Source organism: Chelativorans sp. YIM 93263, assembly GCF_028767125.1.
GTDB lineage: Bacteria > Pseudomonadota > Alphaproteobacteria > Rhizobiales > Rhizobiaceae > Chelativorans.
Window position 1 is genome coordinate 258,861 of the sequence record NZ_JAKCWP010000003.1, and the last position, 25,928, is coordinate 284,788.

The window sequence follows — 25,928 nt, forward strand, 5'->3', positions numbered from 1 at the left end:
TGTCATTGGACGCTCATTTCAACGGGCGTGACGAGCCAGTTGCTGGGATTGATCAGCTTGAAGACACCGGTCACCGTGATGGTCTTGCCAGTGAGATTCTCGGTATCGATGTCGGCCAGAACCTGACGCTTCATCTCATTGTTAATGCCCGCGCCGGCATCCTGGTATTCGATCTGGTTGGTAAACTCGCCAAAGGTGATCTCGCCGGTCGCGTCGCGCAGATCCGTTCCGTTAATGGCCGGCCCCGTCTGAACACGGATGGTGGTCTCCTCCGGCACACCCTCGACGTTGACGGTGTAGACCCCGGAGCGCGCCTCGCCAGCCACTCCGGTGAACTTCACCGGGACTACGGGGCCAATTCCGCCTCCCACCCCGTATTCCTTGCCGGCAGCCGCCGCATCGTCCGAAATAGCCGCGGCCAGTGTCGGCGCCTCGACCGCGCGACTTACGACGCTTTGCCTGATTTCGGGGAACATTTCCTGGCCAAAGCGCTCTGGCGAGAAGGTTCCTTCCTGAACGTCTTCCTCGGACCCGATGACGACGACTTTTGTATCCAGTGCCATTGTCACCACGAGCCCAATGACGGCCAGAGCACCGATTGCAGACTTCACTCCTGAGCCGTTGCGGCGCACAGAATGTGCGATGTCGGATTGAGAACTCATTGAGACGCGCCTATCGCCTTAATTCTTGGATCGTGGGGGAGATTAGAACTGCGGGGGAGATCCGACGCTGTCCTGATGGTCCGTCACAGGACCATTCCGACCTGAAAGCCACGCCCAGCCAACTCAGGCTCTGACGCGTAGCGGTATACAGGCAATGAAACGACTGGATCATGGTCTCCTCCCACGCATCCGAGCGCCTCTTCTCCCCGGTAGGTAATTCCGTCAGTGAAGCGGAACGCTCATGCCTCCCAATGTTAAGTTTGTGATATCTTGTGTGACGATAGTGTTAGATTTCTGTGACGATGTCAATCATTGAATCAACGCCAACACTGATGGCTATCGCCTGTCTCCTTGAATGCCGACGCGAGGGTCACTGTTATACGCTCCTCGATTGCGTGCGCTCTTCCGAAAAGTCTATGGGAGAGAAATGCCCGAAAATGGCAGGATTCGGGCGAAGCATAGGGAATACTTCATATAAAACCTCTTCCATAACGGCCACTATCTGCTCCGTACCGCGGATGGCCGCGAGGCTAAGTCCGTCAAGGCTCGCTCCTCGGCAGGTTTCCTGCCTCGCGCGAATGTTATGTGATTTTATTGACAGTTTCATGTGATTTGAACTACTTTTCTAACACTGAATTTTTTTTCACCCTCTCTGAAGGTCACATGGAAAAGCCGCTCAACCTGCGCGACCCCAATGACAGTCTTCCGATCCGGGCGGCATGGCTACATTACGCCGCGGGAATGACGCAGGCCCAGGTCGCGGCCCGGCTAGGTGTCTCAACGGTAAAGGCCCACCGCCTCATCGCCTCCGCGAACCAGCAAGGCGCAGTCCGTATTACGGTCACTGGTGAGATCGTTGAATGTCTGGAACTCGAAGAGCGTATTTGCGATGTCTTCGCTCTGGACGAATGCAAGGTGGTGCCCGATCTGCATGAGGCGGGCTTGCCGGTCAAAGCGCTGGGCGTCGCAGGTTCGTCCTATATTCAGCAGGAAGTCGAGAAGGAAGAACCACGGCTGATCGGGATCGGTCACGGCAGAACGCTTGCTGCTGCGGTCTCCGCCCTGCCCGTCGTGCCTGCAACGAATACACGTTTTGTCTCACTCATGGGCGGATTGACGCGCAATTACGCGGCCAATCCCCACGATGTCATGCATCGTCTGACCGAGAAGACCGCGGCAGAGGTCTACGTCATGCCGGTGCCCTTTTTTGCGAATTCCGCCGAAGATCGCGAGATCCTGCTCGCGCAGCGGGGTGTGCGCGAAGTTTTCGATTTGGCCGCGAACGCCGATCTTTTCCTTGTCGGTATCGGCACCGCAAGGCCCGATGCTCAATTGGTTGCCTCACGCATGATCGAGCTCGAGGAAATCGCCGAGGTGCAGGACAAGGGCGGCGTCGGCGAAATTCTGGGGCACTTTTTCAACCGGGATGGCCAACCGGTCCGCACCTCGTTAAGCGCGCGCACACTGGCGCCCGATTTCGACGTGATTTCAAGACGGCGCGCAGTCGCTATTGCCGGCGGCGCGGGCAAGGAACAGGCAATACTTTCGATACTGCGAAGCGGCCTTCTTTCAGGGCTGATCACCGAAGAAAAGACGGCGCATGCCCTGCTCCGCACGAACGCCGAATAGGACGCCGTCTCAGGGAGGATGAATTGACAAAACGTCTCAACAGCTCAGCCGCGCGGGCGACCTCATCTTTCCCAGCATGGCTGAGGAGCAGTGCCAATGGCTGAACCGGACATCCTTATCGGCATCGACGCCGGAACGTCGGTTATCAAGGCGGTTGCTTTCGACCTGAGCGGGCGCCAGGTCGCCGACGCCTCGGTCCTGAATCACTACCAAACCGGGCTGGACGGGTCAGCCAGCCAATCTCTGGAACAAACCTGGGCGGACTGTGCCTCCGCACTACGCCAACTGTGCGATAAGCTAGACAGCCTCGCGCGCCGCACCGTCGCGATCGCAGTGACGGGACAGGGTGACGGCACCTGGCTGGTTGGCGCCGACAACAGGCCGGTCGGAGACGCCTGGCTTTGGCTCGATGCGCGCGCAGCGCCGACCGTGCGCCGCCTTGCCGAGGATCCGGCCGACCAGGCACGGTTCGAAGCCACCGGTACGGGATTGAACACGTGTCAGCAGGGCGCGCAAATGGCACATATGGATGCGACGGTGCCTGAGCTTCTCGACCGCGCGGAAGTCGCTTTGCATTGCAAGGACTGGCTCTATCTGAACCTGACCGGTGTGCGGGCCACCGACCCTTCTGAGGCCTCCTTCACCTTCGGGAATTTTCGCACCCGCGCCTATGATGACGGAGCGATCAGAGCGCTCGGCCTGAAGGGCCGTCGTAAGCTGCTTCCGGAAATCATCGAAGGCACGCAGACGACGCATCCGCTCACCGCAGACGCGGCCGAAGCGAACGGCTTGCGCCCAGGCACACCGGTCTGTCTCGGCTATGTGGATATGGTCATGACCGCGCTGGGCGCTGGCGTCCATACCGGTGACGAAAACGCCGCCTGCTCGACTGTGGGTTCAACCGGTGTGCACATGCGGGCCGTCCCTGCAGACGCCGTACGCCTCAATGCGCAGCGGACCGGCTACACCATCTGCCTTCCCGTACCCGGGCTCGTCACCCAGGTTCAAACGAACATGGCCGCCACGCTCAACATCGATTGGGTGCTTCGGGTGGCCGCGGATCTGATGAGCGAAACCGGGCACGAGCACTCCTACAAGGATCTCGTCGATCGCATCGAAGGCTGGATGAGCCGCTCGCATCCCGGTGCCCTGCTCTACCATCCCTATGTTTCGGAAGCCGGCGAACGAGGACCATTCGTCAACGCGGATGCTCGGGCCGGCTTTATCGGGCTGTCCGCGCAACACCGTTTCCCTGATCTCCTGCGCGGAGTCATCGAGGGCCTCGGAATGGCGGCACGCGATTGTTACGCGGCGATGGGCCCGATGCCGGCCGAGCTGCGCCTGACTGGTGGCGCGGCCCGGTCAGCCGCTCTTCGCTCCGTTCTGGCCGCATCCGTCGGCGCACCGGTTCGCGTTTCGGCCCGCGAAGAAGCCGGAGCTGCCGGTTGTGCAATGATGGCGGCGGTGGCGACGGGTATCTACCCGGATATGAACGCGTGCATCGACGAATGGGTGAAGCCGCTCCTCGAGCAGGCGGAACCGCCCGATCCGGAGCTCGTGCAAGTCTATGACGGGCTGTTTCCGGCCTACGTTTCGGCGCGTCAGGCGCTCTCTCCGGTCTGGGACAGCCTTGCCGCGCATCGCGCGTCGCTTGGCACCGAAACACACGAAGAGAAGACGGGAATGACGCTCGACGCAGCGAAAAGAGCGCAGGGGGCTTAAGCGCAGATGAAGGAACAGGACACAGTCGATCTTTTCGTCATCGGGGGCGGCGTCAACGGGGCCGGCATTGCACGCGATGCCGCCGGGCGCGGGCTTTCCGTCATTCTATGCGAAAAGGACGATCTCGGCGAAGGAACCTCTTCGCGCTCCGGAAAGCTGGTGCATGGCGGCTTGCGCTATCTTGAATACTATGAGTTCCGGCTCGTGCGCGAGGCCCTGATCGAGCGCGAGGTTCTCATGAACGCCGCGCCCCACATTATCTGGCCGCTGCGTTTCGTCCTGCCCCATTCGCCCGATGACAGACCCGCCTGGCTCGTGCGGCTCGGCCTGTTCCTCTATGACCATCTCGGCGGGCGGAAAAAGCTTCCCGGCACGCGGACGCTCGACCTGCAGCGGGCGCCGGAGGGCGCACCGATCCTCAACAAGTACTCGCGCGCCTTCGAATATTCGGACTGCTGGGTGGACGATGCACGGCTTGTGGTGCTTAACGCGATCGACGCGGCTGCACGCGGGGCGACCGTGCTGACCCGAACGCCCTGCATCTCGGCGCGGCGCGAGAACGGCGCCTGGAGCGTGACCACGCGCAACGAACGCACCGGCGAGACCCGCGAATTCCGCGCCAAGGTGCTCGTCAACGCCGCGGGTCCCTGGGTCAACGATGTCATCCAGCGGGTGGCCGGCTCAACTTCGTCCCGCAATGTCCGCCTGGTGAAGGGCAGTCACATCGTCGTGCCTAAATTCTGGGAAGGCGCAAACGCGTATCTCGTCCAGAACCACGACAAACGCGTCATCTTCATCAATCCTTACGAGGGAGACAAGGCGCTAATCGGAACCACGGACGTCGCCTATGAGGGTGAGGCTGGACAGGTGAGCGCCGATGAAGCCGAGATCGAGTATCTGATGTCTGCGGTCAACCGTTACTTCAAGGAAAAGCTGCGCCGCGAGGATGTCCTTTCCGCATTCTCCGGCGTGCGGCCGCTTTTCGACGATGGCCAGGGCAACCCGTCCGCCGTCACGCGGGACTATGTCTTCGATATCGACGAAAACGATGGCGCGCCCCTCCTCAACGTTTTCGGCGGTAAAATTACGACCTTCCGCGAACTGGCCGAACGGGGCCTCGGCAAGCTGCGGACCTTCTTCCCCGAAATGGGCAAGGACTGGACGCACTCCACACCGCTTCCCGGCGGCGACATGGAAAACGCCGATTTCGAAAGCTTCCAGGCCAAGGTAAAGGCAGAGTACCCCTGGATGCCCCGCTCGCTGCTGCAACACTATACGCGCCTTTACGGAACCCGCCTCTCCCGGATCGTGGGAGAGGCAACGTCAGTCGACGGACTTGGCCGACACTTCGGGGGTGATCTTTATGAGGCCGAGGTGCGCTATCTGATGGACCAGGAGTGGGCAACAACCGCGGAGGATGTGCTCTGGCGGCGAACAAAGCATCGCCTGCACCTCACCGAAGCACAACAGGCCGAGTTTGCCACCTGGTTCAGTGCCGAAATGCGGGAGGCCGCCTGAGATGCCTCTTACACTTTCCCTCAACACCAATCCGCTGGTGAACCGCTTTGCCGAGCCGGACGATCTTATCGATACGGTCGCGCATGCCCTACGCGTGCGGGATTTGCAGCTCACGCACGAGTTCATCAACCCATCCTGGCCGCCTCGTCTCATCCGCCGGCTGATGCGTGACATGAATCGTGCGCTTGATCGAACCGGCGTGCGGATCACCTCGGGAATGACGGGACCTTACGGCCGGCTCAACCATTTCGGACACCCGGACCGGGAGGTCCGCCGCTATTATGTTGATTGGTTCAAGACCTTCGCCGACATTATCGCCGACCTGGGCGGCACCTCCATTGGCACCCAGTTCGCAATCTTCACCTATCGCGACTACGACGACCCCGCACGGCGCGAGGAACTGATCCGGATCGCCATCGACTGCTGGGCCGAGGTCGCCGAACACGCAAAAGACGCCGGGCTTTGCTTCCTCTTCTGGGAGCCGATGAGCATCGGCCGGGAATTCGGCGAGACGATTCAATCCTGCATGGCTTTGCAGGATCGCCTATCGGCAGCTGACATGGCCATACCCATGTGGATGATGGCAGACATTGATCACGGCGACGTCACGTCGCCCAATCCCGACGATTTCGACCCCTATGCCTGGGCGCGGTCAGTGCCGAAAGTCAGCCCGATCATTCACGTAAAACAATCGCTTCTGGACAAGGGCGGGCACCGGCCCTTTACTTCCGAGTTCAATGCCAAGGGGCGAATCCAGCCTGAGCCGCTGCTTGCAGCGTTTGCCGAAGGCGGTGCGGAGAACAACGAAATTTGCCTTGAGCTATCGTTCAAGGAGCGAGAGCCGAACGACCGGGAAGTGATACCGCAGATCGCCGAAAGCGTGGCCTTCTGGGCACCTCACATCGATTCGGGTGCTTCCGATCTCAAGGTTTAGAGGCTGAACAATTTCCCTTCGACGCCGAAGCGAACGACTGTCTGACACCGCTCTCGCAATTCATTGCTGGATCGATTTCTTAAAATGAACACCGATGGTTTCGATGATAATTCTTGCCGAAGCCGCGCCCGGATCGATGTGACCGAGCGAGCGCTCGCCGAGGCGAGCGGCCCGCCCTTTTGATGCGATCATCGCCCGCGTGGCGGCCGCCCCAGCGGCCCCCGCCTCTGCTGCTTCGCGCGCGATCTGGTCGACCGAAGCGCCGCGCTCATAGGCAGCGTGGGCGGCTTCGGCGGCCGGCAGCCACGCGTCAAGCATCGTTTTGTCGCCACGCGCTCCCTTTCCGCGCTCCCTGATTCCCTCCGCGATTGCCGCAAAGATCGAACACAGGAAACGACCGTCGACACAATCGTGCTGCCGCACTGCCGTTGCGGCGCACAGAAAGGCAGTCGCGTAAAGTGGTCCAGTCGAGGCACCGACCGCGTTGAGAAAGGCATTGGCCGCAGTAAAAAACACGTCCGATGGAGTGCAGTTCTCCATGTCCAGCTTTGAAAGTGCGGAATTCACGGCGAGAAAACCGGTGGACATCGTAATACCGTGATCGGCATCGCCGATAACCCCGTCGAGACGGGTCAGGGAACCTCTTTCGGCCTCGATCGCCTCGGAAATCGCGTAGAACATTGAGACCAGTTCGCGAGCCTGATTCCTCGACATGATATTCCTCCCGTTTCTCCCCTCGCCATTCTATCAGCTACTTTATGGAGAGGAATGCGGTATCGCAGGGATGGTCCAGCAACTCCGCGAGTTGGTCGTCCAGATGCAGCACGGTGATAGAAGCGCCAGCCATATCCAGAGATGTGCAATAGTGACCGGTCCAACTGGCGTGGACTGCTATGCATTTGGCCTCCAGCCGCTGGCGTACGCGCCGGTAGAGAATGTAAAGTTCCATCAGGGGAGTGGCGCCGAGCGAATTGACCAATACGGCAACGCGGTCGCCACTTCCGGCCTGCATCTCAGAAAAGATGCGGTCCATGACTGCATCCACGACCTCGTCGGCGGGTCGCAGCCGGTCGCGGGCGACCCCCGGCTCGCCGTGAATGCCGATTCCGATCTCCATCTCGTCCGGCCCGATCTCGAAATTGTGCGTGCGCGTCTGCGGCAACGAGCATGGCTCGAGCGCAACGCCGACTGTATAGGTCCGCCGGTTGGTCTTGCTGGTAACCGCTTCACAGGCCTCAAGCGGCCACATGCGATCGCATGCTGCGCCGGCGATCTTGAAAGTGAAGAAATTGCCGGCCACGCCACGCCGGCCCTCGCGGTCCTCGACGGGTGAGGAGGCAATGTCGTCCGTGGTGATGACGGTGCGCACCTCGATGCCTTCTGCCTTGGCGAGATCTGCGGCCATCTGGAAATTCATGATGTCGCCGGTATAATTGCCGTAGACGAAGAGCACGCCCTTACCACCCGAGGCTGCCTTAGCGCATTGTGAGATCGGATCCGGTGGAGGGGCCGAAAAGATGTTGCCGATGGCCGCCGCGTCCGCCATTCCCTTTCCGACATAACCGAGAAAGCACGGCTCGTGCCCGGAGCCGCCGCCGATGACGAGCCCCACCTTGCCCTCGCGCGGCCCGCGCTGGGCCACGAGTGCGCGACGATGGCCGTCGATCGGCCTCAGATAGCGTTCATGGGCATGGACGATGCCATCAAGCATCTCCTCGATCACGTCCACAGGCTTGTTGACAAACTTCTTGACCGCACTGCGGACGTTGACGACGCCGGCCTCCGGACCGCGCTGGGGCGCAAGCTTGCGGTCCAACTCCGCCACGCCGTCGGCCTTGAGGATGCCGCGGCCGGTTGCCGCGTCGGTGACGAGTACATCGATATAGCCGCCGCGCAGAGCGCCCAGGATCGCGGCCACCTTGTCGATGCCGCCGACCACTGCGATCTTGGTCTCGATGCCCTCGAACCCGTCCAGCGTGATGCCGATGGTGCGCTCGTCGAGCGGTCCGGAGACCGGCCGCCCGTGGTCGTCGATGAAACGGCCGGCAATAACGCCCACGGCGTTCTTCTCCAGGTAGAGTTGGGTGGCGACCGAATCGAAGAAGCCGCTTGTATGGATGGTCGAGTTGGGACGCAGGGAGGAAATGCCGAAGAGAAGCCGGTTCGCTCGCGCCAGCGCCGCAAGCTGCCCCGCAACCACCGGCTCCTGCAAGAGGAGGTCGCGAACTTCGGCCGAAGAGACGAGCGCCGGCGCCGTCAGGTTGACGCAGCGTGCATTCAGCGCGGCGGAAAGGCATGCCGCGCAAGCCTCGGGCGTGTATTCGAAGGTCGCCGTGGTGCCGCCCGTCGCCTGGATGACGGAAACGTCTTGAAGGTCGCCGCGCCGGGCACGCTCGGCGACTGCCATCACAGTGCGACCCCAGGCGACAGCGATCGTGTCGGCGGAGCGCACCGTCTGGTTGAGGACGCGTGCGCCAGCGGTCCCGAGACGCTCGATCAGCGGATGAGCGCCGCCGTCGCTGGGTATGACGAGGCAGTCGTCGAGACCGAAATGGCGCTTCAGCTCCTGGGCGATGGTGAGCGCGGAAAGCCGCTCCGGATCAATGGTGATGTTGACGATGCCGCGCTCGCGCGCCTCGGCCAGATAGGCGTTGACCGTGGCGCGCGAGATGCCCATCGTCTCGGCGATCTCGCCCTGGGTAAGCTGATCCTCATAGTAGAGCCAGCAGGCCCACACATAGGGATCGTCGCCATAGCGCAACGGAATCGACTGTGTCGTGCCGCCCTTCCCGTTTACTGCCTTAGCCATTCGCGCACCTGCATCCTATGCCGGCCCTGCCGGAACCCGCAATGTCGTATCGCGGTGTACAGTGCGGAGCAAGCGGTGCGCGGCTCAGGGGGCTCCTGGGCCACCTGCGCCGGAAAGGCTCTCCGCCATCACCTCGATAATGATCGCAGCCGAGGCCGCGCCCGGATCGACATGGCCGCGTGCGCGCTCGCCGAGGCGGGAGGAACGTCCTTTGCCTGCGATCATGTCGGCCGTCGCCTCAGCCCCCTTCGCAGCGGCCGTGCTCGCCGCCTGCAAGGCGATGGCGAGACTGGCTCCGCCTTCGCGTGCCTCGGCAAGCGCGTCGGCCGACGGCCGCCAGGCATCCACCATCGTCTTTTCGCCGACGACGGCCTTGCCGCGATCCTCAATGCCTTGTGCCATCGCCTGGAAGGCCTGCGCCATGTCGTCCTCCGTCGCGACCTCCTTGCCCTTCAATGCCGCGCCGGCGCGCATGTAGGCGGTGGCGTAAAGGGGACCGGACGAGGCACCGACAGCGTTTAGAAACGCCTTTGCGGCCGTGTTGAACACGTCGCTCGGCGCCACCGCACCGGGATCGAGATCAGTCACGGCGGCACGCACGGCGTTGAAGCCCTGCGCCATAGCAATGCCGTGATCGGCGTCGCCGATATGGCCGTCTAGCGCGCACAGGTGGTCCTTCTCGGTCTCGATACGTGTGGCGACGGCCTCGAACATGGCGATCAAACGTGCGCTGTCGAATGTGCTCATTGCCGCCTCCTCAGCCGTTGAACATCGCGCAGGCGCAGGGGTGATCGACCATCCGGGTCAATTCGTCGTCGAGATGCATGAGCGTGATCGATGCCCCGGCCATTTCCAGCGAGGTGCAGTAACCGCCGACCCAGGTCTTGTGCGCGGAAAGCCCCGCCTCCCCCAGCCGCTGATGAACGCGGCGGTTCATTATATAGAGCTCCATCAGCGGCGTGGAGCCGAGAGAATTGACGAGCACCGCGACCCGGTCGCCCTTTTGGGGCGCCATTTCCTCGAAGATCGAATCCATGATGCGGTCGGTGATCTCGTCCGCCGTCTGCAGCGACTCGCGCATCATGCCGGGCTCGCCATGGATGCCCATGCCGATCTCCATGTCGTTCTCGCCCATCTCGAAATTCCATTTGCGCGTCTGCGGCAGCGAACAGGGCGAGAGCGCGACCCCGATCGTATAGGTGTGGTCGTTCGCCTTGCGGGCAATCCGCTCGCACTCGTCGAGCGGCAGCATCATGTCGCAGGCGGCACCCCCTGCCTTGAAGATGAAGAAATTGCCGGCGACCCCGCGGCGCTTTTCACGCTCGCTCACCGGGGCGGAGGCGATGTCGTCGGTTGAAAGCACCGTTCGGACCTCGATGTCCTCCATGGCGGCCATTTCGGCGGCCATGTCGAAGTTCATCACGTCGCCGGCATAGTTGCCGTACATGTAAAGCACGCCGGCGCCGCCATCGACCGCCTTGGTGCAGGCCAGCACCGGGTCCGGCGGAGGCGAGGCAAAGACGTTGCCAATTGCCGCAGCGTCGGCGAGCCCCTTGCCGACAAAGCCGAGAAAGGTAGGCTCGTGGCCGGAGCCGCCGCCGATCACCAGGCCGACCTTGCCCTTTCGCGGCCCCTCCCGCGCGACCAGGGCGCGGGGATTCTCGGCAAGCTGCATCACGACATCGCCGTGAGCAGCGATCACGCCATCCAGCATTTCGTCAACGGCATCATCGCCACGATTGATGATCTTCTTGGTCGCCATCCCTGTCCTCGCTCGCCGTAGCCTGTTCGTCGCGTTACGTTCCTAGACTTCCGCCCCGGTCCTCTGCACCGGCCAGGTGTTCATGCATTCCAGCGTGTGCTCGAACGATCGGATCCCCGCGTCGGAGCCCAGTCCGCTCGCCACGAGCCCGGCGGCGGCCTGCGCGAAGCGCACGGCATCCTCGGGGTTCATCTCGTGTTTCAGCGCGGTGATGAACCCAGCATCGAAGGCGTCGCCGCAGCCCGTCGTATCGATCACCTCGATCCGGTAGGCGGGTATGGTGAAGCGTGTCCCGTCGGCATGGGCGTAAAACGCCCCCTCGCCGCCCAGGGTGAAGACACAGCAGGTCGCCCCCTTGTCGAGGAAATGGTCGGCTGCTTCACCTGCGGTCCCGCGCCCCGACATCACCATCGCCTCCTCGATGGAAGGCATGAAATAGTCGATGTGCGGCAGCAGCGGCTCGACGATCGCCGCCGTCCCGGCATCAGCCGCGATGAGGTCGAAGGTGACGGTACGCCCGCGCTTCTTCGCTTCCTGCAGGAGCACGCGGCTCGGCTCGCCATCGAGCCGGCGCAGGAGTCCCGTGCCGCCCAGATGTACGATCGGTGCGTCCAGGACGAAACCGTAGGCATCAGCCGGCACGTCGAAATGATCGGACGCGCCGCGCGCATGCAGCGCCGGCCGTTCTCCATTGGCGCGCACGTTCAGGATCGTCGCCGAGGTCGGCACACCTTCAAGCCGCTGCATGGCGGAGACATCGATGCCATGCCCGCGCATGGTCGACAGCATCCAGTCCGCCTTCTCGTCGTTGCCCACCGCCCCGACCGCTAGGCAGCCGAGGCCGAGCTTGGCACAATCCACCACGGTTCCGCCGGCCGTGCCGGCGACCGTCAGCCGGATCTCGTCGATGAATTCGACATTCCCCCCCTCGGGAATCGCGTTTACCGGGCGGCCGAGCACGTCGAGGATGTACAACCCGATAACCGATACATCATGCGCCATCGACTGTGCTCCTCCCCTCAGCGCCTTCTTTCATTTCAGCCCCGACCCGCGTGCCGTTTGCGAAGACGCTCGTCCACTCGGGATCGGCCGAAACGTAAACCGCATCGCCAGGCCGCACGCCGTCGAGGCCGTCAACCTTGGCCTTGATCTCGAAGTCCTCGAGCGCAATGCGGATGATCGAGCGCCCGGCGATGCCGACATTCATGTCCTTCAGCCTGCCTGCCACCGCGCCCGGCCGCGGGCGCGCCGAGACGCGCACATGTTCGGGGCGAACGCCGACCTTGATCTCGGCCGCACCATCCAGCGGACGTTCGGGGGTGTACACGCCACCGCCCAGCGCACTGGTCACCCCGTCCCCTTCCCGTCGCGCCGGCACGAAGTTCATGCCGGGATTGCCGAGGAACCAGCCGGCGAACTCCGTCGCGGGCAGCGCGTAAAGATGCTGCGGCGTGTCGTACTGGATGATCCGCCCGTCACGCATCAGCGCCACGTGATCGGCCAACGTCATGGCCTCGGTCTGGTCGTGTGTGACGTAGATGATCGTCTGCTTCAGGCGGCTGGTGACCAGCTTGAAGGCGCGGATCAGGGCAAGCTTGGCCTGAACCTCGACGTTGGTGGTCGGCTCGTCGAAGAGCACGATATCCGAGCGCCGCGCCACGGCGCGGCCGACGGCGACCTTCTGCCGGCTGCCCGCATCCAGCTCACCGATGAAGGCGCCCCCGCGGTCGCGCATGTCGAGAACGTCGAGCACCTCGTCGATCCGCCGTCGCCGTTCCGCGGCATCGATGCTGCGGTCCTGGTTGAGCGGCAGCGCGATGTTCTCCTCTACCGAGAGCGTGGGGTACATGACCGGATACTGGAAAACCATGCCGACGCTGCGCTTGCGCGGTGGCAGGCCGCCCATATCCTTGTCGCCGAAGAGGATGCGCCCCGAGGTCGGCGTCTCAAGCCCGACGATCATGCGCATCAAAGTGGTCTTGCCGCAGCCGGAGGGCCCGAGCAGGCAGGTGACGGCGCCATCCTCGAAGGTGGTGCTCAGGCAATCGACGGCGGTGAAGTCACCGAACTTCTTGGTGACGTTGTCGATGACGACCTTAACCATGGTCCACGGCCTCCCTTTGCGGCTGAGCGCGCCCGATCCGCTCGCCGGTGGCGGCGTCGAAGACCATGATGCGCTGCGGGTCGATCGCGATCCTGACCTCGGCGTCGATCTCCGGCAGCGCCGCATGGGCGGAAGGGAAGGCCGCCGTCATCGGCATGCCATCGCTTTCGAGATAGACGACGATCTCGGACCCCAGATGCTCGACGATGCGGACAATGGCCTTGGCGCCCACCTCACCCGCGCCGTCGAGCCGCACGTCCTCGGGGCGCAAGGCGAGTCGCACCGTTCCTTCGGGCACATCCGAAGGGAGCCCAAAGCGTAGTCCGCCCGTCTCTACGACCCCGTCGCGCGCGGTGCCGTCCCAGACATTGGCCTTGGGGAAACCGATCAGCTCGACGCTGCGCGCGAAACGCGGTTCGCGATAGAGATCAAGGACGTCATCCTTCTCCACCACGCGTCCGTCATCGATCACCACCAGATCCTGCGCCATGGTGAGCGCCTCGAGCGAATCGGCCGTGGCGTAAAAGAAGGTCGCCTGCAACTCCTCGCAAAGATGCTTCAAGTCGTCCATCAGCCGTTCGCGCAGCTTGTAGTCGAGACCGACCAGCGGATCGTCGAGTACGAAGACCGTGGCGCTGGTGAGCAGGCCACGAGCAACGGCGACGCGCTGCTTCTCGCCGCCCGAGAGCTGGTCCGGCGTCTTCTTCATGAGATGCCCGATCGACAACATGGCCGCCGAGCGGTCGACGCGTTTGGCCACCTCGGCGGAAGGCGCGCGTGCAAGGCGCAGCGGATAGGCGATGTTCTCGAACACGGTCATGTGCGGATAGAGCGCGAAGCTCTGCGGCACGTAGCCGAAATTACGTCCTCCCGGCGGCAGATCGGTGATGTCCACCCCGTCGGCCAGGATGCGTCCGCCGTCCGCCTTCTCCAGCCCGACCAGCAGGCGGAACAGCGTCGACTTCCCGCTCTTCGGCGGACCGCAGAGCACCGTGAACCGTCCAGGCTCGATGGTGAGCGACAGATCGTCCACGGCCTTGTCCCGGCCGAAGGTCTTGGTCACGGATTGAAACTCGACCGCCGGCATTTAACGCCCCAATTGTGCGAGAAAGGGCACCAGGAAGATGCCGAGACAGAACAAGGCGACGATCACCGCCAGGATGATCAGCGTGCGAACGGCCGTGCCGGCAAAGCCCAGATGCTTCGGCACGTTGCCCACGGCGATCTGCAGGAACGTCGCGGCGACCAGTACGACGAGGCCGAAGCGGTAGACGTCGATCGACCAGCGCTGCGCCACCAGCACGATGCCGCCGAGCATGGTGAAGATCAGCACCATCTCGGCGCGTTCGGCGAAAGGCACTTTCTGCATCGTCTAGACCTCCCCGCGCACGGTACCGAAGGTCATGCCGACCAGCAGATACTTCTGGAACAGGTAGATAAATACCACCGGTGGGATGATGTAGATCGACGTCAGCGAGGCGATGAAGGTCCAGTTCAGCCCGCCATCCGAATAGGCCCCGACCGCCAGCGCATAGGGAATGTTCTGGGTCGACACGCCGCCGATAATGAAGTTGAACAGATACTCGTTCCACACGAAGATCAGGTTGAAGATGAAGGCGGCGATCAGCCCCGGCTTCACCTGCGGCAGCACCACCTTAAAGATGATGTGGAACCAGGAGCCGCCATAGACGCGGCCCGTCTCGTCGAAGCGCTGCGACACCCCGTCCAGGAAGCCTTTGAGGATCCACACCGAAAAGGGGATCGAGAACATGGCGTAGAACAGCGTCAGCGCGATGTGATTGTCCTTCCAGCCGAAGGCCACATACATCAGGAACACCGGCAGGATCACCGCCGGCCCCGGCAGCATGCGGATCGACAGGAGCAGGAACATTAGGAAGTCCGTCGCCTTGGGCCTGAAGCGCGAGAAGCAGAAGGCAGCGAGAAACGAGACGAACACCGCGATCACCACCGCCGCTAGCGACATCAGCAGCGAATTGGAAAGCTGCAGCCAAAAGGAACGCGTGTTGGTGAACAGGTCCACATAATTGGCCAGCGTCGGCGAGAAGATCAGCTTGGGTGGCGTCGCCAGCATGTCGGAGCGCGACTTGAAGGACGACAGGATGATCCAGGCGACCGGCGAGAAGAAAATCAGCGCGACCAGCCAGAGGGCGGCGTAATAGGCGCGGCTTTTCCAGGCGGTGGTCATGGTCAGGTCCTCCTCCTGCGGCGCGACAGGACATAGATGAAGATCGAGGTCATGGCGATCGAGATGAGCAGAAGCAGCACCGAATAGGCCGACGACCAACCCATATTGAAGCTCTCGAAGCTTTGCTTGTTGAGTTCAACGGCGACAAGTCGCGTGGTCTGGCCAGGCCCGCCCTTGGTCATCGGAATGACGAGATCAAGCGTCTTGAAGGAATCGATGGTGCGCAGGAGGATGCCGAGCATAAGGATGAACTTGCCGTGGTGCCAGACGACCAGCGTCAGGCGCTTGTGCCAGGGCAGCCGGTCGATCTCTGCCGCCTCCAACTCCGCTTTCGGCACGGAACCGAGCGCGGCCAGCGTCATCAGCGTCATGAAGGGGGTCCACATCCAGCAGTCGACCGCCAGCACCGCCCAGAAGGCGATCTGCGGATCGCCCAGGAAGTCGATCCGTCCGGTGCCGAAAATGCCCTGCACCATAGCGTTGAGTACGCCGAAGGTCGGATCATAGATGAAGCGGAAGAAGGTGCCCGTGGCGATCGGCGTCAGCACCATCGGCGTAAAGAGGAGCGTCAGCGCCACGCGCCGGCCCGGCATGGCCTTCGAACCCCAGAAGAGAAGACCCAACAGCACGCCAAGCGTCGTCTGGATAGCCACGCCGACGCCAACGAACACGAAGGTCCGGTGCAGGTCGGACCAGATGTTGTTCTTGTTGTAGTAAATGTCGACGAAGTTGCGGAAACCGATGAACTCCGGCGGCATGCCGCTGATCAGCGAGAACTTGTGGAAGGAGAGGCCGAGAAGCCACAGCACCGGGATCGTGTTGAAGACCAGGAAGAAAGCCAACACCGGAACCAGCAGCGCGACTGTCAGAAACCGCCTGTCATCGAAGACGCGCAGGAAAGACGCTTTGGACATGAGCAGACCAGATACTTAGCATCAGCCCGCTCCCGGTTGGGCCGGGAGCGGAACAGGTGCTGGGGATCCTTAGAGCGAGGTGCTTGCGCAGGCATCCGAAGGCCGTTCGGACGCCGTACCGTCGTCGTAAAGAATCTGCTGCTGCTGGCAGGCAATATAATCCAGCGCCTGCTTCGCGGAGGCGGTGGTTCCCGTCAGGTAGGAGGTAAAGCCCTCCTGCTGGACAGCAAGCATCTCCGAGTAGCGCGGGTGGTGCCAGAAGTCGCGCGAGCGACCGGGCTCAAGCATGTACTTGTAGGCCCTGTTCCACGGATTGATGTTGTTGAACTCGGGGTTCGACAACGTCGCCTTGTCCGTGGGGTTGCCGCCGCGCTTGGCGAATTCGAGCGTCGTCTCCGGCAGGTACCACCAGTTGAGGAAGTCGATGGCGACGCGCATCTTGGTGTCGTCGTTGAAGGCGTTCAACACCCAGGGCTGCCCGCCCATAGTGTAGACGCGCTTGGCTTCGGCGCCCGTGCCGTGCTTGGGCGGCGGCACGACGAGAACCTGGTCGCGGTTCTCCTCGGTGATCATGGCGAGGCCGACGGCAGCCCACTGGAAGGCCGAGAAGACCTTTCCCTGGGTGAACACGTCGATGATCTCGGCAATGCCGTAATTCAGCGCGCCCGACGGCTGGTACTTGAGGAAACCCTTGTACTGCTCCATCGCCGTGGCGTTGATCTCGGAGTTGAGGATGCCCTCTACCTGTCCCGTTTCCGGATTCCAGACCTCGCCGCCCTGGCTCCACATGAAGGGGTAAAGGAAGCAGGTGCAAAAGTCATAGACCCGGCTGTATTGCGAGGCGGTCCCCCACAGCTCCCGGTCGGGGCGGGTGAAGAAGTCGGCGATCTTTTCGAACTCCTCCATGGTCAGGTCTTCGAAATCTTCAAAGGTCTGCGGCAGAGGCTGGCCGTACTTTTCCTGGAAAGCGGTGCGCTCGTCCTCGTTCTCCAGCAGGTCCTTGCGCACGAAGAGCGCGATGGTGTCACCCTCCTGCGGCAGGCCCCAGCGGTTGTTGGAGCCGTCGGGATAGGCCATGTAGGTGTCGACGACGGTCTGCGAATACCACTCGAGTTGTAGGTTCGGATTGTTGGCGATGACGTCGTCGAGCTGCAGGATCCAGCCGGGCTGCGCCAGTGCACCGAGCCACTGGCTGTCGGAAATGATGATGTTGTATTCCTGGCTGCGCGTGGCCAGCGAGGTGGCCGCCTTCTGGAACAGGTCCGCAAACGGCGCCTCGGCGAAACCGAAGCTGACATCGTAGCCGTATTTCTCCTTGGCGTATTCGGCAAAGAGCGGCGACATTTCGACGCCAAGCGAGGACGGTAGCCAGCCGGCGATGCCGAGAATGTTCATCTCGATCGACTGCCCGGCGAGCGGATGCTCCTCCTGGGCGCAAAGCCTGTTGATGAAGGGGGCGGAAACGGCGCCCGAAAGCCCCAGCGCGGCGCTGCCCTTCAAAAAGGTGCGGCGCGGAACGACGAGACGGCGCCCGGAACAATTGTTGTGCTCTGTCACTGAAACTCCTCCCTTAGAACTAGACGATCTGGACACAGGGGCTGCCAGTTCGCGCGGTCTCCTCCAACCAACGTTATCGCCGCTGAAGATCAGGTATTTGACAAAAATCGAACGAAGATCGACATTTGTCAAGTCTCAATTGTGAGTATGCGAAAGCGTGCGGCGACGCACACCGCATCCGTAGCATCTATCTAAGGACTGAAGGGAGGCTGACTCGACCAGTCAGAGTGGCGTGAGGCCAAGGGTGAGCAGCAGGACGCTTGCAACTTTCTGGCAGGAATGGATCGTGTATGAGACTGAGAACGGATGTCTCGGGTCTCCGCGTCCAAACCGGCCGGCTGCTACGCGGGGGAAGCTGCGTACGTTGAAACAGGGCGCTCGAACTGCACACGGGACAACGGCATCATCCAAGGTCAATTTTCCGAATGGGTGCAGTCGAAATTCCTAGCCGATGAAAAGCCTGACGCACCGCTGGACATGCATGGATGATTGCGCGCCGGCAACGTCTTGAAATTGCACGTCCTTGCAAGAATGTGAGGTGCTCTTCTGCGAGAAGCGCGCGTCACCGGAAAAAGCCCTGCAGCAAGAACTTCTGCAAGGCTCTTTTCGTCCAGGACGGCGGCTGCTCGGGATCAAGCAAATCGTTCTCCGCGAGCGCCTCTTCAATGTCTGCCGGCTCGTCCGGTTCGTAGGGAACAAGCGTGCGGCCGCTGCCGCGAAGTGCGTCGATTGCTGCAACCAGGCTACCTCCGCGGTCCATCGCCTCCCTCATCTCTTCGACCGTGATCCCAAGATGCTCCGCTACCAGATCGTTTCGAACCCCCGTAATCGCAGCGCGGATCGCCTGGGCAGCGCGCGGCGGGCCGGCCGCCTCGACGACGAGGTCGCATTCCGTGTCGAAGCCCATCGATCGGTTGTTGAAATTGGATGAGCCAACGCGCAGCAACCGGTCATCGGCGATCGTGATCTTCGCGTGGACATAGATCGGTTCGCCATTCTCCGTGACTGGCGTATAGATACGGAACCGGTCATGCTTGTCAGCTTTGTGGATGAGCTTCAGCAATCGGTATCGTGCCGTGTCCATCGTCACCGATTCAAGGAAGCCGTCGGCGGATTCCGGATTGACGATGATAATCTCGGGGCCGTTCGTCTCCCTCAGCCGCTCGGCCATCGCTTCAGCGATGCGGCGAGAGGCGAAGTACTGGCTTTCGCAGTAAAGCACCTCCTTGGCCGACGCGATAGCATCGAGATAGAGGCGCTCGATCTCCCGAACCTCTTTGCGCCCCTCGTACTGAGGGATTGTCCGTGCAATCCCCACATCGATGTCGCGGAAGGTAGGCTGGATCGACTGCGGCCAAATGGTGGAGCAACCCTCCGGAGGTATCAGTTCCTCACCGCCAGCCCACCGCCACCGTTCACGAGCCAACTCACCTAGTGCCTTGGGAACATCTCCATCGACTACGATCGATGCATCATGCCACGGGCCGTATCGTCGGCCGCTCGGCCGTCGGCGTCGTGGATCCTTGTCGCGGTGTTCCCGTGTATCCCACCTGTCAGCCGTCATGTCTATGCCGCCGCAAAATGCGATTACATCGTCAACGACAACTATCTTCTGGTGATGCACTGATGCTCTCGGATGAGCTCCGTCGAGCTTGAAGTGGATTCGTTTGCTCGTCAGCCAGTTGAGAATGGCAAGGGGCGTCGTTCCACGCCCCAGTGCCTGTACCGCCCCGAGGTCCCACTTCAAGACAAAGACCTCCACCTCAGGCCGGTTCTTGTCGATCCACTGCAGAAAGGGGCCAAGCTTGTTCGGCCCTTCCAGAGTCTTGCCCTCGGGCTCGAACTTGATGCGCGTATCGAAATCCCAACCGATCAGATAGACGGAGTGGTGGGCGTGCAGGATCGCCTCCTTGACCGCCTTGAAATAGTCTTCCGCGTCGACGATGAGCGCCAGACGGCTGGCACGTTCTATGCGCCAGCAGTTCTTACCCGGTCGCAATATCTTGGCTAGTTGCGACATCTGGCTAGGCTTGTGCCTGTCCCGCCACGCCGTTGAACAACATCAGAATATCAGCATTAGAATGCCGACGACGACCAGCACCCCCACGAGAAAGATGAAACCTATGGTGCCGCCGATGAACTTGAGCATGTTTCCTCTCCGTTAAACCTGTTTTCGTCGAACGCGGGGCAGGCAGGATTGTTTCGTGAACAGGATCTTCGGGTACCATCGACTTGCGCTGTGCGCCGGCTATGCCCGTTTCCGGGATCTTGGCACACCTGCGCCACCGCCCGCTTTCCAAAGGGACGACGTCAAGGAACTTCACCGGCTGACTGTGATTTGTCGTGCAGGCATTTCGGTTTTCTTATTCGATGACACTTCTGGTCCAGCCGCGACTTGTGAACGAGCCTTACTCCGACCCGGCCCTGTTGCTTGATTTCAGGTTCGGCGCTCGATCCATCCTGTTCGACCTCGGAGACCTGTCACCGCTCTCCGCCCGCGAGATCCTCCGAACGACCCACGTCTTTGTATCGCATATGCATGTGGACCACTTCTTCGGCTTCGACCGGCTGCTCCGGCTGTGTCTCTACCGGGAGAAACAGCTATCCCTCGTCGGTCCACCCGGGATCGGAGACGCTGTAGAAGCCAAGCTGCACGGCTACACCTGGAACCTGCTCGATGAGAGCTCTCCCAACTTCTCGATTGTGGCTTCCGATTGGACGGAGGACGGTTTTCTTGCCCGGAGTACCTTTAAGGCCCGCAACGCATTCGCCCGGGAGGAGCAGTCCGCGGATCACGGGGAGCTGCCACTTGATGACGCTGAGTTTCACGTCGAGGCAGCGACACTTGATCATGGCATCGCAAGCCTCGCCTTCGCGTTCCAGGAAAGGGTCCGGATCAATGTCCACAAGGCACGACTGGACGATTTAGGACTCCCAGTCGGTCCGTGGCTCAGCGAAGCTAAGAAGGCAGTACGCGTCCATGCTGACGCAGAAACGGAATTCATGCCCACCGAAGGCAGATCGGTTTCGCTGGGCGAGTTGCTCGAAGCGGGTGTACTCCAGCGCGCCAGAGGGCAGCGGATCGTCTACGCAACAGATCTTGCCTACCATAGTGAGAACATCGCCCGCCTATGCCGCCTGGCACGGGGTGCTGATCGGCTGTACATCGAGGGCGGGTTCCTGGAAGAAGATCGAGATCTCGCAGCCGCCAAGAAACATCTGACCGCGCGGCAGGCGGGGGAGATCGCCCGACGTGCTGGTGTACATTCAGCCCAACAGATCCATCTCTCTGCGCGTTATTTTGATCGCGAGGCTGAACTACACGAGGAGTTTGAACAAGCCTTCAGATCTCCCTGTTGGCGCTCGGCGAACCAGCATTGAAAACCAATCGCGCCCTTCTATCCACGGACTTCGCTGGCGAGGGCTGATTTATGGTGTAAACGGTCTGCGACGCGAGGAAGTGCCTCGCTACCTGCGTCCGCCGGCCAGAAGCCGCTTGCCCGACACGATCTCTGCGCTATGGGGCGAAAGCGGTCCGCAGGAGCGCAAGTACACAGAAAGCGGTTCAGCTGACGACCCAAAGCAGACTCGCCTGAAAATTGGACTGGCATCAATTACGAGTTCCTCGTTGACGGCATCACGGCTTGCATCGTCCGTCGCAGTTCACGAGAACGGCCTGGAAATGATTTGCAGGCATGGGGAACAAGGGCGCTTGACTTCATGCCCTCCACGCGCGTGTCCTTCTTCAGGGAGACCCAGATGCCAATCCTTCGTGATGGTCCAGAAGATGCCTTTGCCACCATATTGCTAGCGCACGGCGCAGGTGCGCCGATGGATTCGGCAGCTATGAATGGCATCACGGGTGTCTTGGTTGGTGTGGGCTTTTGTGTCGCCCGGTTCGAGTTCCTTTACATGGCTTCTCGCAGGCAGGGAGTACGCAAGCCGCCGCCCAAGGCAGAGTTGCTTCAGGACGAGTACCGAAAAGCCGTCGATGAATTGGGTGCAACTGGGCCGCTGATCATCGGCGGCAAGTCGATGGGCGGGCGTGTCGCGTCCATGATAGCCGACGCGCATTTTGCTGATGGCCGGATCGCAGGCTTGCTGTGTCTGGGCTATCCTTTTCACCCGCCTGCAAAGCCGCAGCAACTGCGCACGGCTCATCTTGCTGAGTTGAAGACACCAACCCTGATCTGCCAGGGGACGCGCGACCCGTTCGGGACGCAGGGCGAGGTCTCGTCCTACGATCTGTCCGACCAGATCGAAATCCTGTGGCTGAATGACGGCGATCATGACCTGAAACCACGCAAGAAGGTGTCCGGATTTTCCACGGCTGACCACCTGAACTCTGTTGCCCGGACAGCCGAAACATGGTCGCGGCGCATTATCGTCACATGAAGATCGCCACGTTCAACATAAATGGAGTGAACAAGCGGCTGGCGAACCTGCTTGCCTGGCTGAAGAAAGCCCAACCGGATGTCGCTTGCCTTCAGGAACTGAAGGCGGAACAGAACGCCTTTCCACAAGAGGCTATAGCCGGAGCAGGCTATGATGCGGCTTGGAAGGGTCAGCGCAGCTGGAACGGCGTCGCGATCCTCTCGCGTGTGGGCGAGCCGGTGCTTACGCGAACGCGGCTTCCCGGCGATCCTTCAGATGAACAGGCCCGGTACATAGAGGCGGCGGTTGCCGGCGTGCTGATAGCTTCCATCTACGCGCCAAACGGCAACCCGCAGCCGGGTCCCAAATTCGATTACAAGCTCGCCTGGCTGGAGCGCCTGCGTAAACATGCAGCGTCCCTGCGCAAAAGCGGCGCGCCGGTGGTGCTCGCCGGCGACTTCAACGTCGCGCCGACCGATCTCGATATCTATCCGACCAGTTCGTGGGACGATGATGCGCTGATCCAGCCCGAAAGCCGCGCTGCTTTCAGGAGGATCGTCGGGCGCAGCTGGACGGATGCATTGCGGCACATGCATCCGAACGAGCGCATCTACACCTTTTGGCACTACAGGCGCATGCGGTGGCAGCGCGACGCCGGGTTGCGTCTAGACCACCTGCTTCTCAGCCGGAACTTGCGCGGCCAATTGGTGGAAGCTGGTGTCGATCGTGAGATAAGAGGGCTGGAGGGTGCCAGCGATCATGCGCCCGTATGGATCACGCTGGGTCAAGCGTAGAGCGTACGATCACAAGGACGGCGCATTGCTGCCTGGCAGCAGCCTCGGGCCAATGCAGTCCGTCCGTTTACGGGTGCCAGGCCCTGGGAAGCTTTCATTCACTAGGCTTACGCACCTGCCGCAATCTGCTCAACGTAACGACGGTCGATGACGATGAGGTCGTAGTTGCGGGCGAGGTCCTTGACGAGAGCTCTCGAACTCCTGGAGACTAGACTGCTCCCATACGACCAATGCCGGTCTTCCGCCGCCATTCTTGAGATGTCGCAACCATTGGATCTACGCCGCGAGGGTGGCGCCAGTCATGCCTTTTAGCGTCGTCAATTCAGTCCCAAGGGATCGATGAAGGAGCTGCAGTTCAGCCGCTCACGAGTTCTGCATTATGGTCGTAAGTTCCTCTGCGGCGGCGATGACCTTGTCCAGCACCGCTTCGGCCGCAAGGCGCATCCGCTTTTGCGGTAGAAAAGGGACGGTGATGGCACCCAGAGGCTCTCCTGCCGCGTCGAGAACGGGTTTCGTCAGGTTGATGACCCCTGCGGTGACATCGCTTTCCCGCTGCTCAAAACCGTCGCGCCGGATCGCTCCGAAGCGTTCCTCGAAGGCTTCTCGTTCAGCCCGCGCAAATTCTTCGAGCAGCGCATTCTGACGCGAAGGGGAAGCAAAGGCGGCGATGGCCACTCCAGAACTCGTCTCCATGGCTGGAAATCGGGAGCCAAGCTTGACGGTGTAGTGCATCGGCATGGGACTATCGGCTTGCGCCAGGATCACTAGCGACGTGCCGGCAATGGTTGCAAGGTGGCATGACTGATCCGTTTCTGCGGCCAGGTGCTGGAGGATGGGAGTGGCTTGGTGGATTAGCCGCTGCAGGGGCGGGTGCCTTGTTGCGATCTCGTAGAGCTTGAGCGAGAGGCTATAGCGGTCCGTAATCTCGTCGCGTCGCAGCACGCCCAGGCGATGCAGGGACACCACGATGCGGTAGACCTGACTGGTGGAGCGTCCGAGCCGCACCGCAATGTCGGTGACGGTCAGGCCCGACACTTCACCGGCGACGAGATCGATGATTTCGAAAGCCTTGTCCACGGCCGGCGCCGAATAGCTCGGCTGGCCGCCGACCGCATCTGTTTCGTGAAACTCGCTCATACTCCCTCCCCTACAGGTACGCCAATCCAGTGCTGAGTACGGGAATGCCAATCAAGCACAGAGCGAAAAGAAGATATGCAAGGATCATGGGCCAAACAGCTCGCATGAATTCGGTCAGCGGTGTCTTGGTGACGGTGCAGGTGGTGAACATTATTGTGCCCACGGGCGGCGTCACGCCGCCGAGGTGCGCCATCAGCACGAAAACCACCCCGTACTGTACGGGATCAATTCCAAGAGCGTTGGTGACGGGCAGGAAGATCGGCCCAAGGATCAGGATCAGTGCCGTGCCCTCGATTAACGCTCCCGCGATGAGTAGGAAGACAGCAACGAGCAGGAGCAGCAGGAGCGGATCATTCGTAAATGAGAGCAGGCCCTCGGCGATGGTCTGGGGCACCCGCTCGAAGGTCAGCACCCAGCTGAAGGCGGCCGAGGCGGCAAGGACTAGGATGATCGCGGCAGTAGTCGAGACGGTGGAGCGCAGTGCTATCCAGATCTGCTTCCATGAGGCTTCCCGGTAGGCCAAGACGCAGACGAGCGTGTAGACCACGGCAACACCCGCCGCTTCTGCCGGGGTGAAAACGCCGCCGCGGATCCCTACGATGATGAACACCGGCAGCAGGATGGCGGGTAGCGCGCCGATGAAGCTGCGCAGGAGCGACGGATCATCAGGCTGCGGTCGCGTTGGCGGGTCCCACTTGTTGCGGCGGGTGGTGAGATAGGTTTGCGCCATCATGACCGCGGCCAGCAACAGACCCGGCAGGATGGCACCGGCGAACAGAGCGCCGATCGAGGTGTTGGTAACAAAACCAAAGAGAATGAGTCCGATCCCGGGAGGGATCATCGGCGCGATCAGCGACGACATTGCAGTGATCGCACTGGAGAACCCGAGCGGATAGCCACGCTTGGTCATCTCAGGCACCAGGATCTTGGCCTGCATGGCGGCATCACCATTGGCCGAGCCGGACATTCCCGCAAGCAACGTGGACAGCAGAATATTCGTCTGCGCCACGCCACCCCAGACCCGTCGGGTCGCCGCCGAGGCGAAATCCAGCACCCTCCGGCTGATGCCGGAAATATTCATCAATTCACCGGTCAGGATAAAGAGTGGCACGGCCAGGAGCGGAAAGCTTTGTGTGCCCTGCACGATCCGCTGGGCCAGCACGACGTCCATGACGGCGGGCTCAAGCAGCACATAGGCCACCGAGAGGCTAAGGAGGATAAAGCCGACCGGAACGCCGAGCAGCAGGAAAACGGCGAAGAGGACTGCGATGAGCCAGAGCATGGTCAGCGGCTCCAGTTCGCAAGATGGCGCACGATGCGCCCGAGATAGGACAGGGTGAGCAGGCCGAAGCCTACGGGCATGGCTGCATAAAGCCAGCGCGCCGAGATGCGCAGTGAGGAGATCTGCGCGCCCGTGCGCTGAAACAGCAGGTAGCCGATCCAGGCCAGATAGGCGCTAAGAGCCAGGACAAGGAGGTAGCGAATGGCGATCAGAATATTCTGAAGCGCGCGGCTGGAGAGACCCGAGATAAGGTCGAGCCCCATGTGGCTTTCATCGCGATCGGCGATGATGAGCCCGACGAAAACGATCCAGGCAAAGAGTACGGTCGACAAGTCGAAGGAAAACAGCATGGGCGTGTTTAGGACATAGCGCATGATGACCGCGGCGAAGACGACGCCGACAAGGATCACCAGGCAAGCGACCGCCAGAACAATCAGCAGCCGGTCCAATCCGCGCAACGCAATGTCAAAGAACCGCGTAAACGCCGTCACCCATTTCTCTCCTTAGGGCCGGCCCGGAAGTTG

At 61.6% G+C, this 25,928-nt stretch carries 24 protein-coding genes and 1 pseudogene; 7 read left to right on the forward strand and 18 right to left on the reverse strand.

The genetic code is table 11. The annotated features are described in order from the left end of the window. Nucleotides 1-2: 2 nt before the first annotated feature. Complete coding sequence (locus LY631_RS08300; RefSeq protein WP_274424756.1) at nt 3-662, reverse strand: DUF2291 family protein; 660 nt, start codon at nt 660-662, stop codon at nt 3-5. A 663-nt stretch (nt 663-1,325) separates the two neighbouring features. On the opposite strand from LY631_RS08300, the gene LY631_RS08305 reads away from it, so the two are divergent. The 4 genes from LY631_RS08305 (at nt 1,326) to LY631_RS08320 (ending at nt 6,465) form a co-directional block, all read left to right on the forward strand. Continuing rightward, entirely contained in the window at nt 1,326-2,291 is a 966-nt protein-coding gene (locus LY631_RS08305; protein WP_274424757.1) for a sugar-binding transcriptional regulator, read from the forward strand. Nucleotides 2,292-2,387: 96 nt separating this feature from the next. Further along, nucleotides 2,388-4,013, forward strand: coding sequence for an FGGY-family carbohydrate kinase (locus LY631_RS08310; protein ID WP_274424758.1), 1,626 nt, complete (start codon nt 2,388-2,390; stop codon nt 4,011-4,013). A gap of 6 nt (nt 4,014-4,019) precedes the next feature. After that, complete coding sequence (locus LY631_RS08315) at nt 4,020-5,531, forward strand: glycerol-3-phosphate dehydrogenase (protein WP_274424759.1); 1,512 nt, start codon at nt 4,020-4,022, stop codon at nt 5,529-5,531. 1 nt (nt 5,532) lies between these two features. Continuing rightward, nucleotides 5,533-6,465: a sugar phosphate isomerase/epimerase family protein gene (locus LY631_RS08320; protein ID WP_274424761.1), complete on the forward strand. Its 933-nt coding sequence runs from the start codon at nt 5,533-5,535 to the stop codon at nt 6,463-6,465. A 60-nt stretch (nt 6,466-6,525) separates the two neighbouring features. Here the strand turns inward: LY631_RS08320 and dhaL (LY631_RS08325) are convergent, their stop codons facing one another. From dhaL (LY631_RS08325) to LY631_RS20440, 13 genes are all read right to left on the reverse strand, one after another. Then, on the reverse strand, nt 6,526-7,179 hold the full coding sequence (gene dhaL, locus LY631_RS08325) for a dihydroxyacetone kinase subunit DhaL (RefSeq protein ID WP_274424762.1): 654 nt from the start codon (nt 7,177-7,179) through the stop codon (nt 6,526-6,528). A 37-nt stretch (nt 7,180-7,216) separates the two neighbouring features. Then, nucleotides 7,217-9,274: a bifunctional sugar-binding transcriptional regulator/dihydroxyacetone kinase subunit DhaK gene (locus tag LY631_RS08330; RefSeq protein WP_274424763.1), complete on the reverse strand. Its 2,058-nt coding sequence runs from the start codon at nt 9,272-9,274 to the stop codon at nt 7,217-7,219. Nucleotides 9,275-9,358: 84 nt separating this feature from the next. After that, the gene (gene dhaL / locus LY631_RS08335) at nt 9,359-10,021 is read right to left on the reverse strand and encodes a dihydroxyacetone kinase subunit DhaL (RefSeq protein ID WP_274424764.1); all 663 of its coding nucleotides are present in this window, start codon (nt 10,019-10,021) and stop codon (nt 9,359-9,361) included. 10 nt (nt 10,022-10,031) lie between these two features. Then, entirely contained in the window at nt 10,032-11,036 is a 1,005-nt protein-coding gene (locus LY631_RS08340) for a dihydroxyacetone kinase subunit DhaK (RefSeq protein WP_274424766.1), read from the reverse strand. 42 nt (nt 11,037-11,078) lie between these two features. Further along, entirely contained in the window at nt 11,079-12,038 is a 960-nt protein-coding gene (locus tag LY631_RS08345) for a carbohydrate kinase family protein (protein ID WP_274424767.1), read from the reverse strand. Then, on the reverse strand, nt 12,028-13,140 hold the full coding sequence (locus LY631_RS08350; RefSeq protein WP_274424768.1) for an ABC transporter ATP-binding protein: 1,113 nt from the start codon (nt 13,138-13,140) through the stop codon (nt 12,028-12,030). The genes LY631_RS08345 and LY631_RS08350 overlap by 11 nt, the downstream gene beginning before the upstream one ends. Next, nucleotides 13,133-14,203, reverse strand: a complete 1,071-nt coding sequence (locus LY631_RS08355) for an ABC transporter ATP-binding protein (protein WP_274424770.1) — start codon at nt 14,201-14,203, stop codon at nt 13,133-13,135. The genes LY631_RS08350 and LY631_RS08355 overlap by 8 nt, the downstream gene beginning before the upstream one ends. A gap of 24 nt (nt 14,204-14,227) precedes the next feature. Continuing rightward, nucleotides 14,228-14,509, reverse strand: coding sequence for a hypothetical protein (locus tag LY631_RS08360; protein ID WP_274424771.1), 282 nt, complete (start codon nt 14,507-14,509; stop codon nt 14,228-14,230). A gap of 3 nt (nt 14,510-14,512) precedes the next feature. Continuing rightward, a complete protein-coding gene (locus LY631_RS08365) occupies nt 14,513-15,346 on the reverse strand; it encodes a carbohydrate ABC transporter permease (RefSeq protein ID WP_274424772.1) in 834 nt (277 codons plus the stop codon). 2 nt (nt 15,347-15,348) lie between these two features. Then, a complete protein-coding gene (locus LY631_RS08370) occupies nt 15,349-16,260 on the reverse strand; it encodes a carbohydrate ABC transporter permease (RefSeq protein WP_274424773.1) in 912 nt (303 codons plus the stop codon). A 69-nt stretch (nt 16,261-16,329) separates the two neighbouring features. After that, nucleotides 16,330-17,817 carry an ABC transporter substrate-binding protein gene (locus LY631_RS08375; RefSeq protein ID WP_274424774.1) on the reverse strand — a complete coding sequence of 496 codons (1,488 nt, stop codon included), beginning with the start codon at nt 17,815-17,817 and terminating at the stop codon, nt 16,330-16,332. Nucleotides 17,818-18,379: 562 nt separating this feature from the next. After that, the gene (locus tag LY631_RS08380; protein ID WP_274424775.1) at nt 18,380-19,837 is read right to left on the reverse strand and encodes a phospholipase D-like domain-containing protein; all 1,458 of its coding nucleotides are present in this window, start codon (nt 19,835-19,837) and stop codon (nt 18,380-18,382) included. 42 nt (nt 19,838-19,879) lie between these two features. Continuing rightward, nucleotides 19,880-19,966, reverse strand: coding sequence for a hypothetical protein (locus LY631_RS20440; RefSeq protein ID WP_445082864.1), 87 nt, complete (start codon nt 19,964-19,966; stop codon nt 19,880-19,882). Nucleotides 19,967-20,187: 221 nt separating this feature from the next. Here LY631_RS20440 and LY631_RS08385 point away from each other — a divergent pair, with 221 nt between their 5' ends. The 3 genes from LY631_RS08385 to xth all read left to right on the forward strand — a co-directional run bounded on the left by LY631_RS08385 (nt 20,188) and on the right by xth (nt 22,985). Then, a complete protein-coding gene (locus LY631_RS08385; protein WP_274424776.1) occupies nt 20,188-21,198 on the forward strand; it encodes an MBL fold metallo-hydrolase in 1,011 nt (336 codons plus the stop codon). 378 nt (nt 21,199-21,576) lie between these two features. Continuing rightward, complete coding sequence (locus LY631_RS08390) at nt 21,577-22,212, forward strand: alpha/beta hydrolase family protein (RefSeq protein ID WP_274424777.1); 636 nt, start codon at nt 21,577-21,579, stop codon at nt 22,210-22,212. After that, nucleotides 22,209-22,985 (forward strand): exodeoxyribonuclease III, encoded by a 777-nt coding sequence (xth, locus tag LY631_RS08395; RefSeq protein ID WP_274425093.1) that lies wholly within the window; start codon nt 22,209-22,211, stop codon nt 22,983-22,985. Before LY631_RS08390 ends, xth begins: the two co-directional genes overlap by 4 nt. 122 nt (nt 22,986-23,107) lie before the next feature. Here the strand turns inward: xth and LY631_RS20330 are convergent. The 4 genes and pseudogenes from LY631_RS20330 to LY631_RS08410 form a co-directional block, all read right to left on the reverse strand. Next, nucleotides 23,108-23,256, reverse strand: a pseudogene (locus tag LY631_RS20330) (carbohydrate ABC transporter substrate-binding protein); the annotation flags it as partial. A 92-nt stretch (nt 23,257-23,348) separates the two neighbouring features. Continuing rightward, nucleotides 23,349-24,122: an IclR family transcriptional regulator gene (locus tag LY631_RS08400; protein ID WP_274424778.1), complete on the reverse strand. Its 774-nt coding sequence runs from the start codon at nt 24,120-24,122 to the stop codon at nt 23,349-23,351. Between the two features lie 10 nt (nt 24,123-24,132). Then, nucleotides 24,133-25,404, reverse strand: coding sequence for a TRAP transporter large permease (locus tag LY631_RS08405; protein ID WP_274424779.1), 1,272 nt, complete (start codon nt 25,402-25,404; stop codon nt 24,133-24,135). 2 nt (nt 25,405-25,406) lie between these two features. Further along, the gene (locus LY631_RS08410; protein ID WP_274424780.1) at nt 25,407-25,895 is read right to left on the reverse strand and encodes a TRAP transporter small permease; all 489 of its coding nucleotides are present in this window, start codon (nt 25,893-25,895) and stop codon (nt 25,407-25,409) included. Nucleotides 25,896-25,928: the final 33 nt, after the last annotated feature.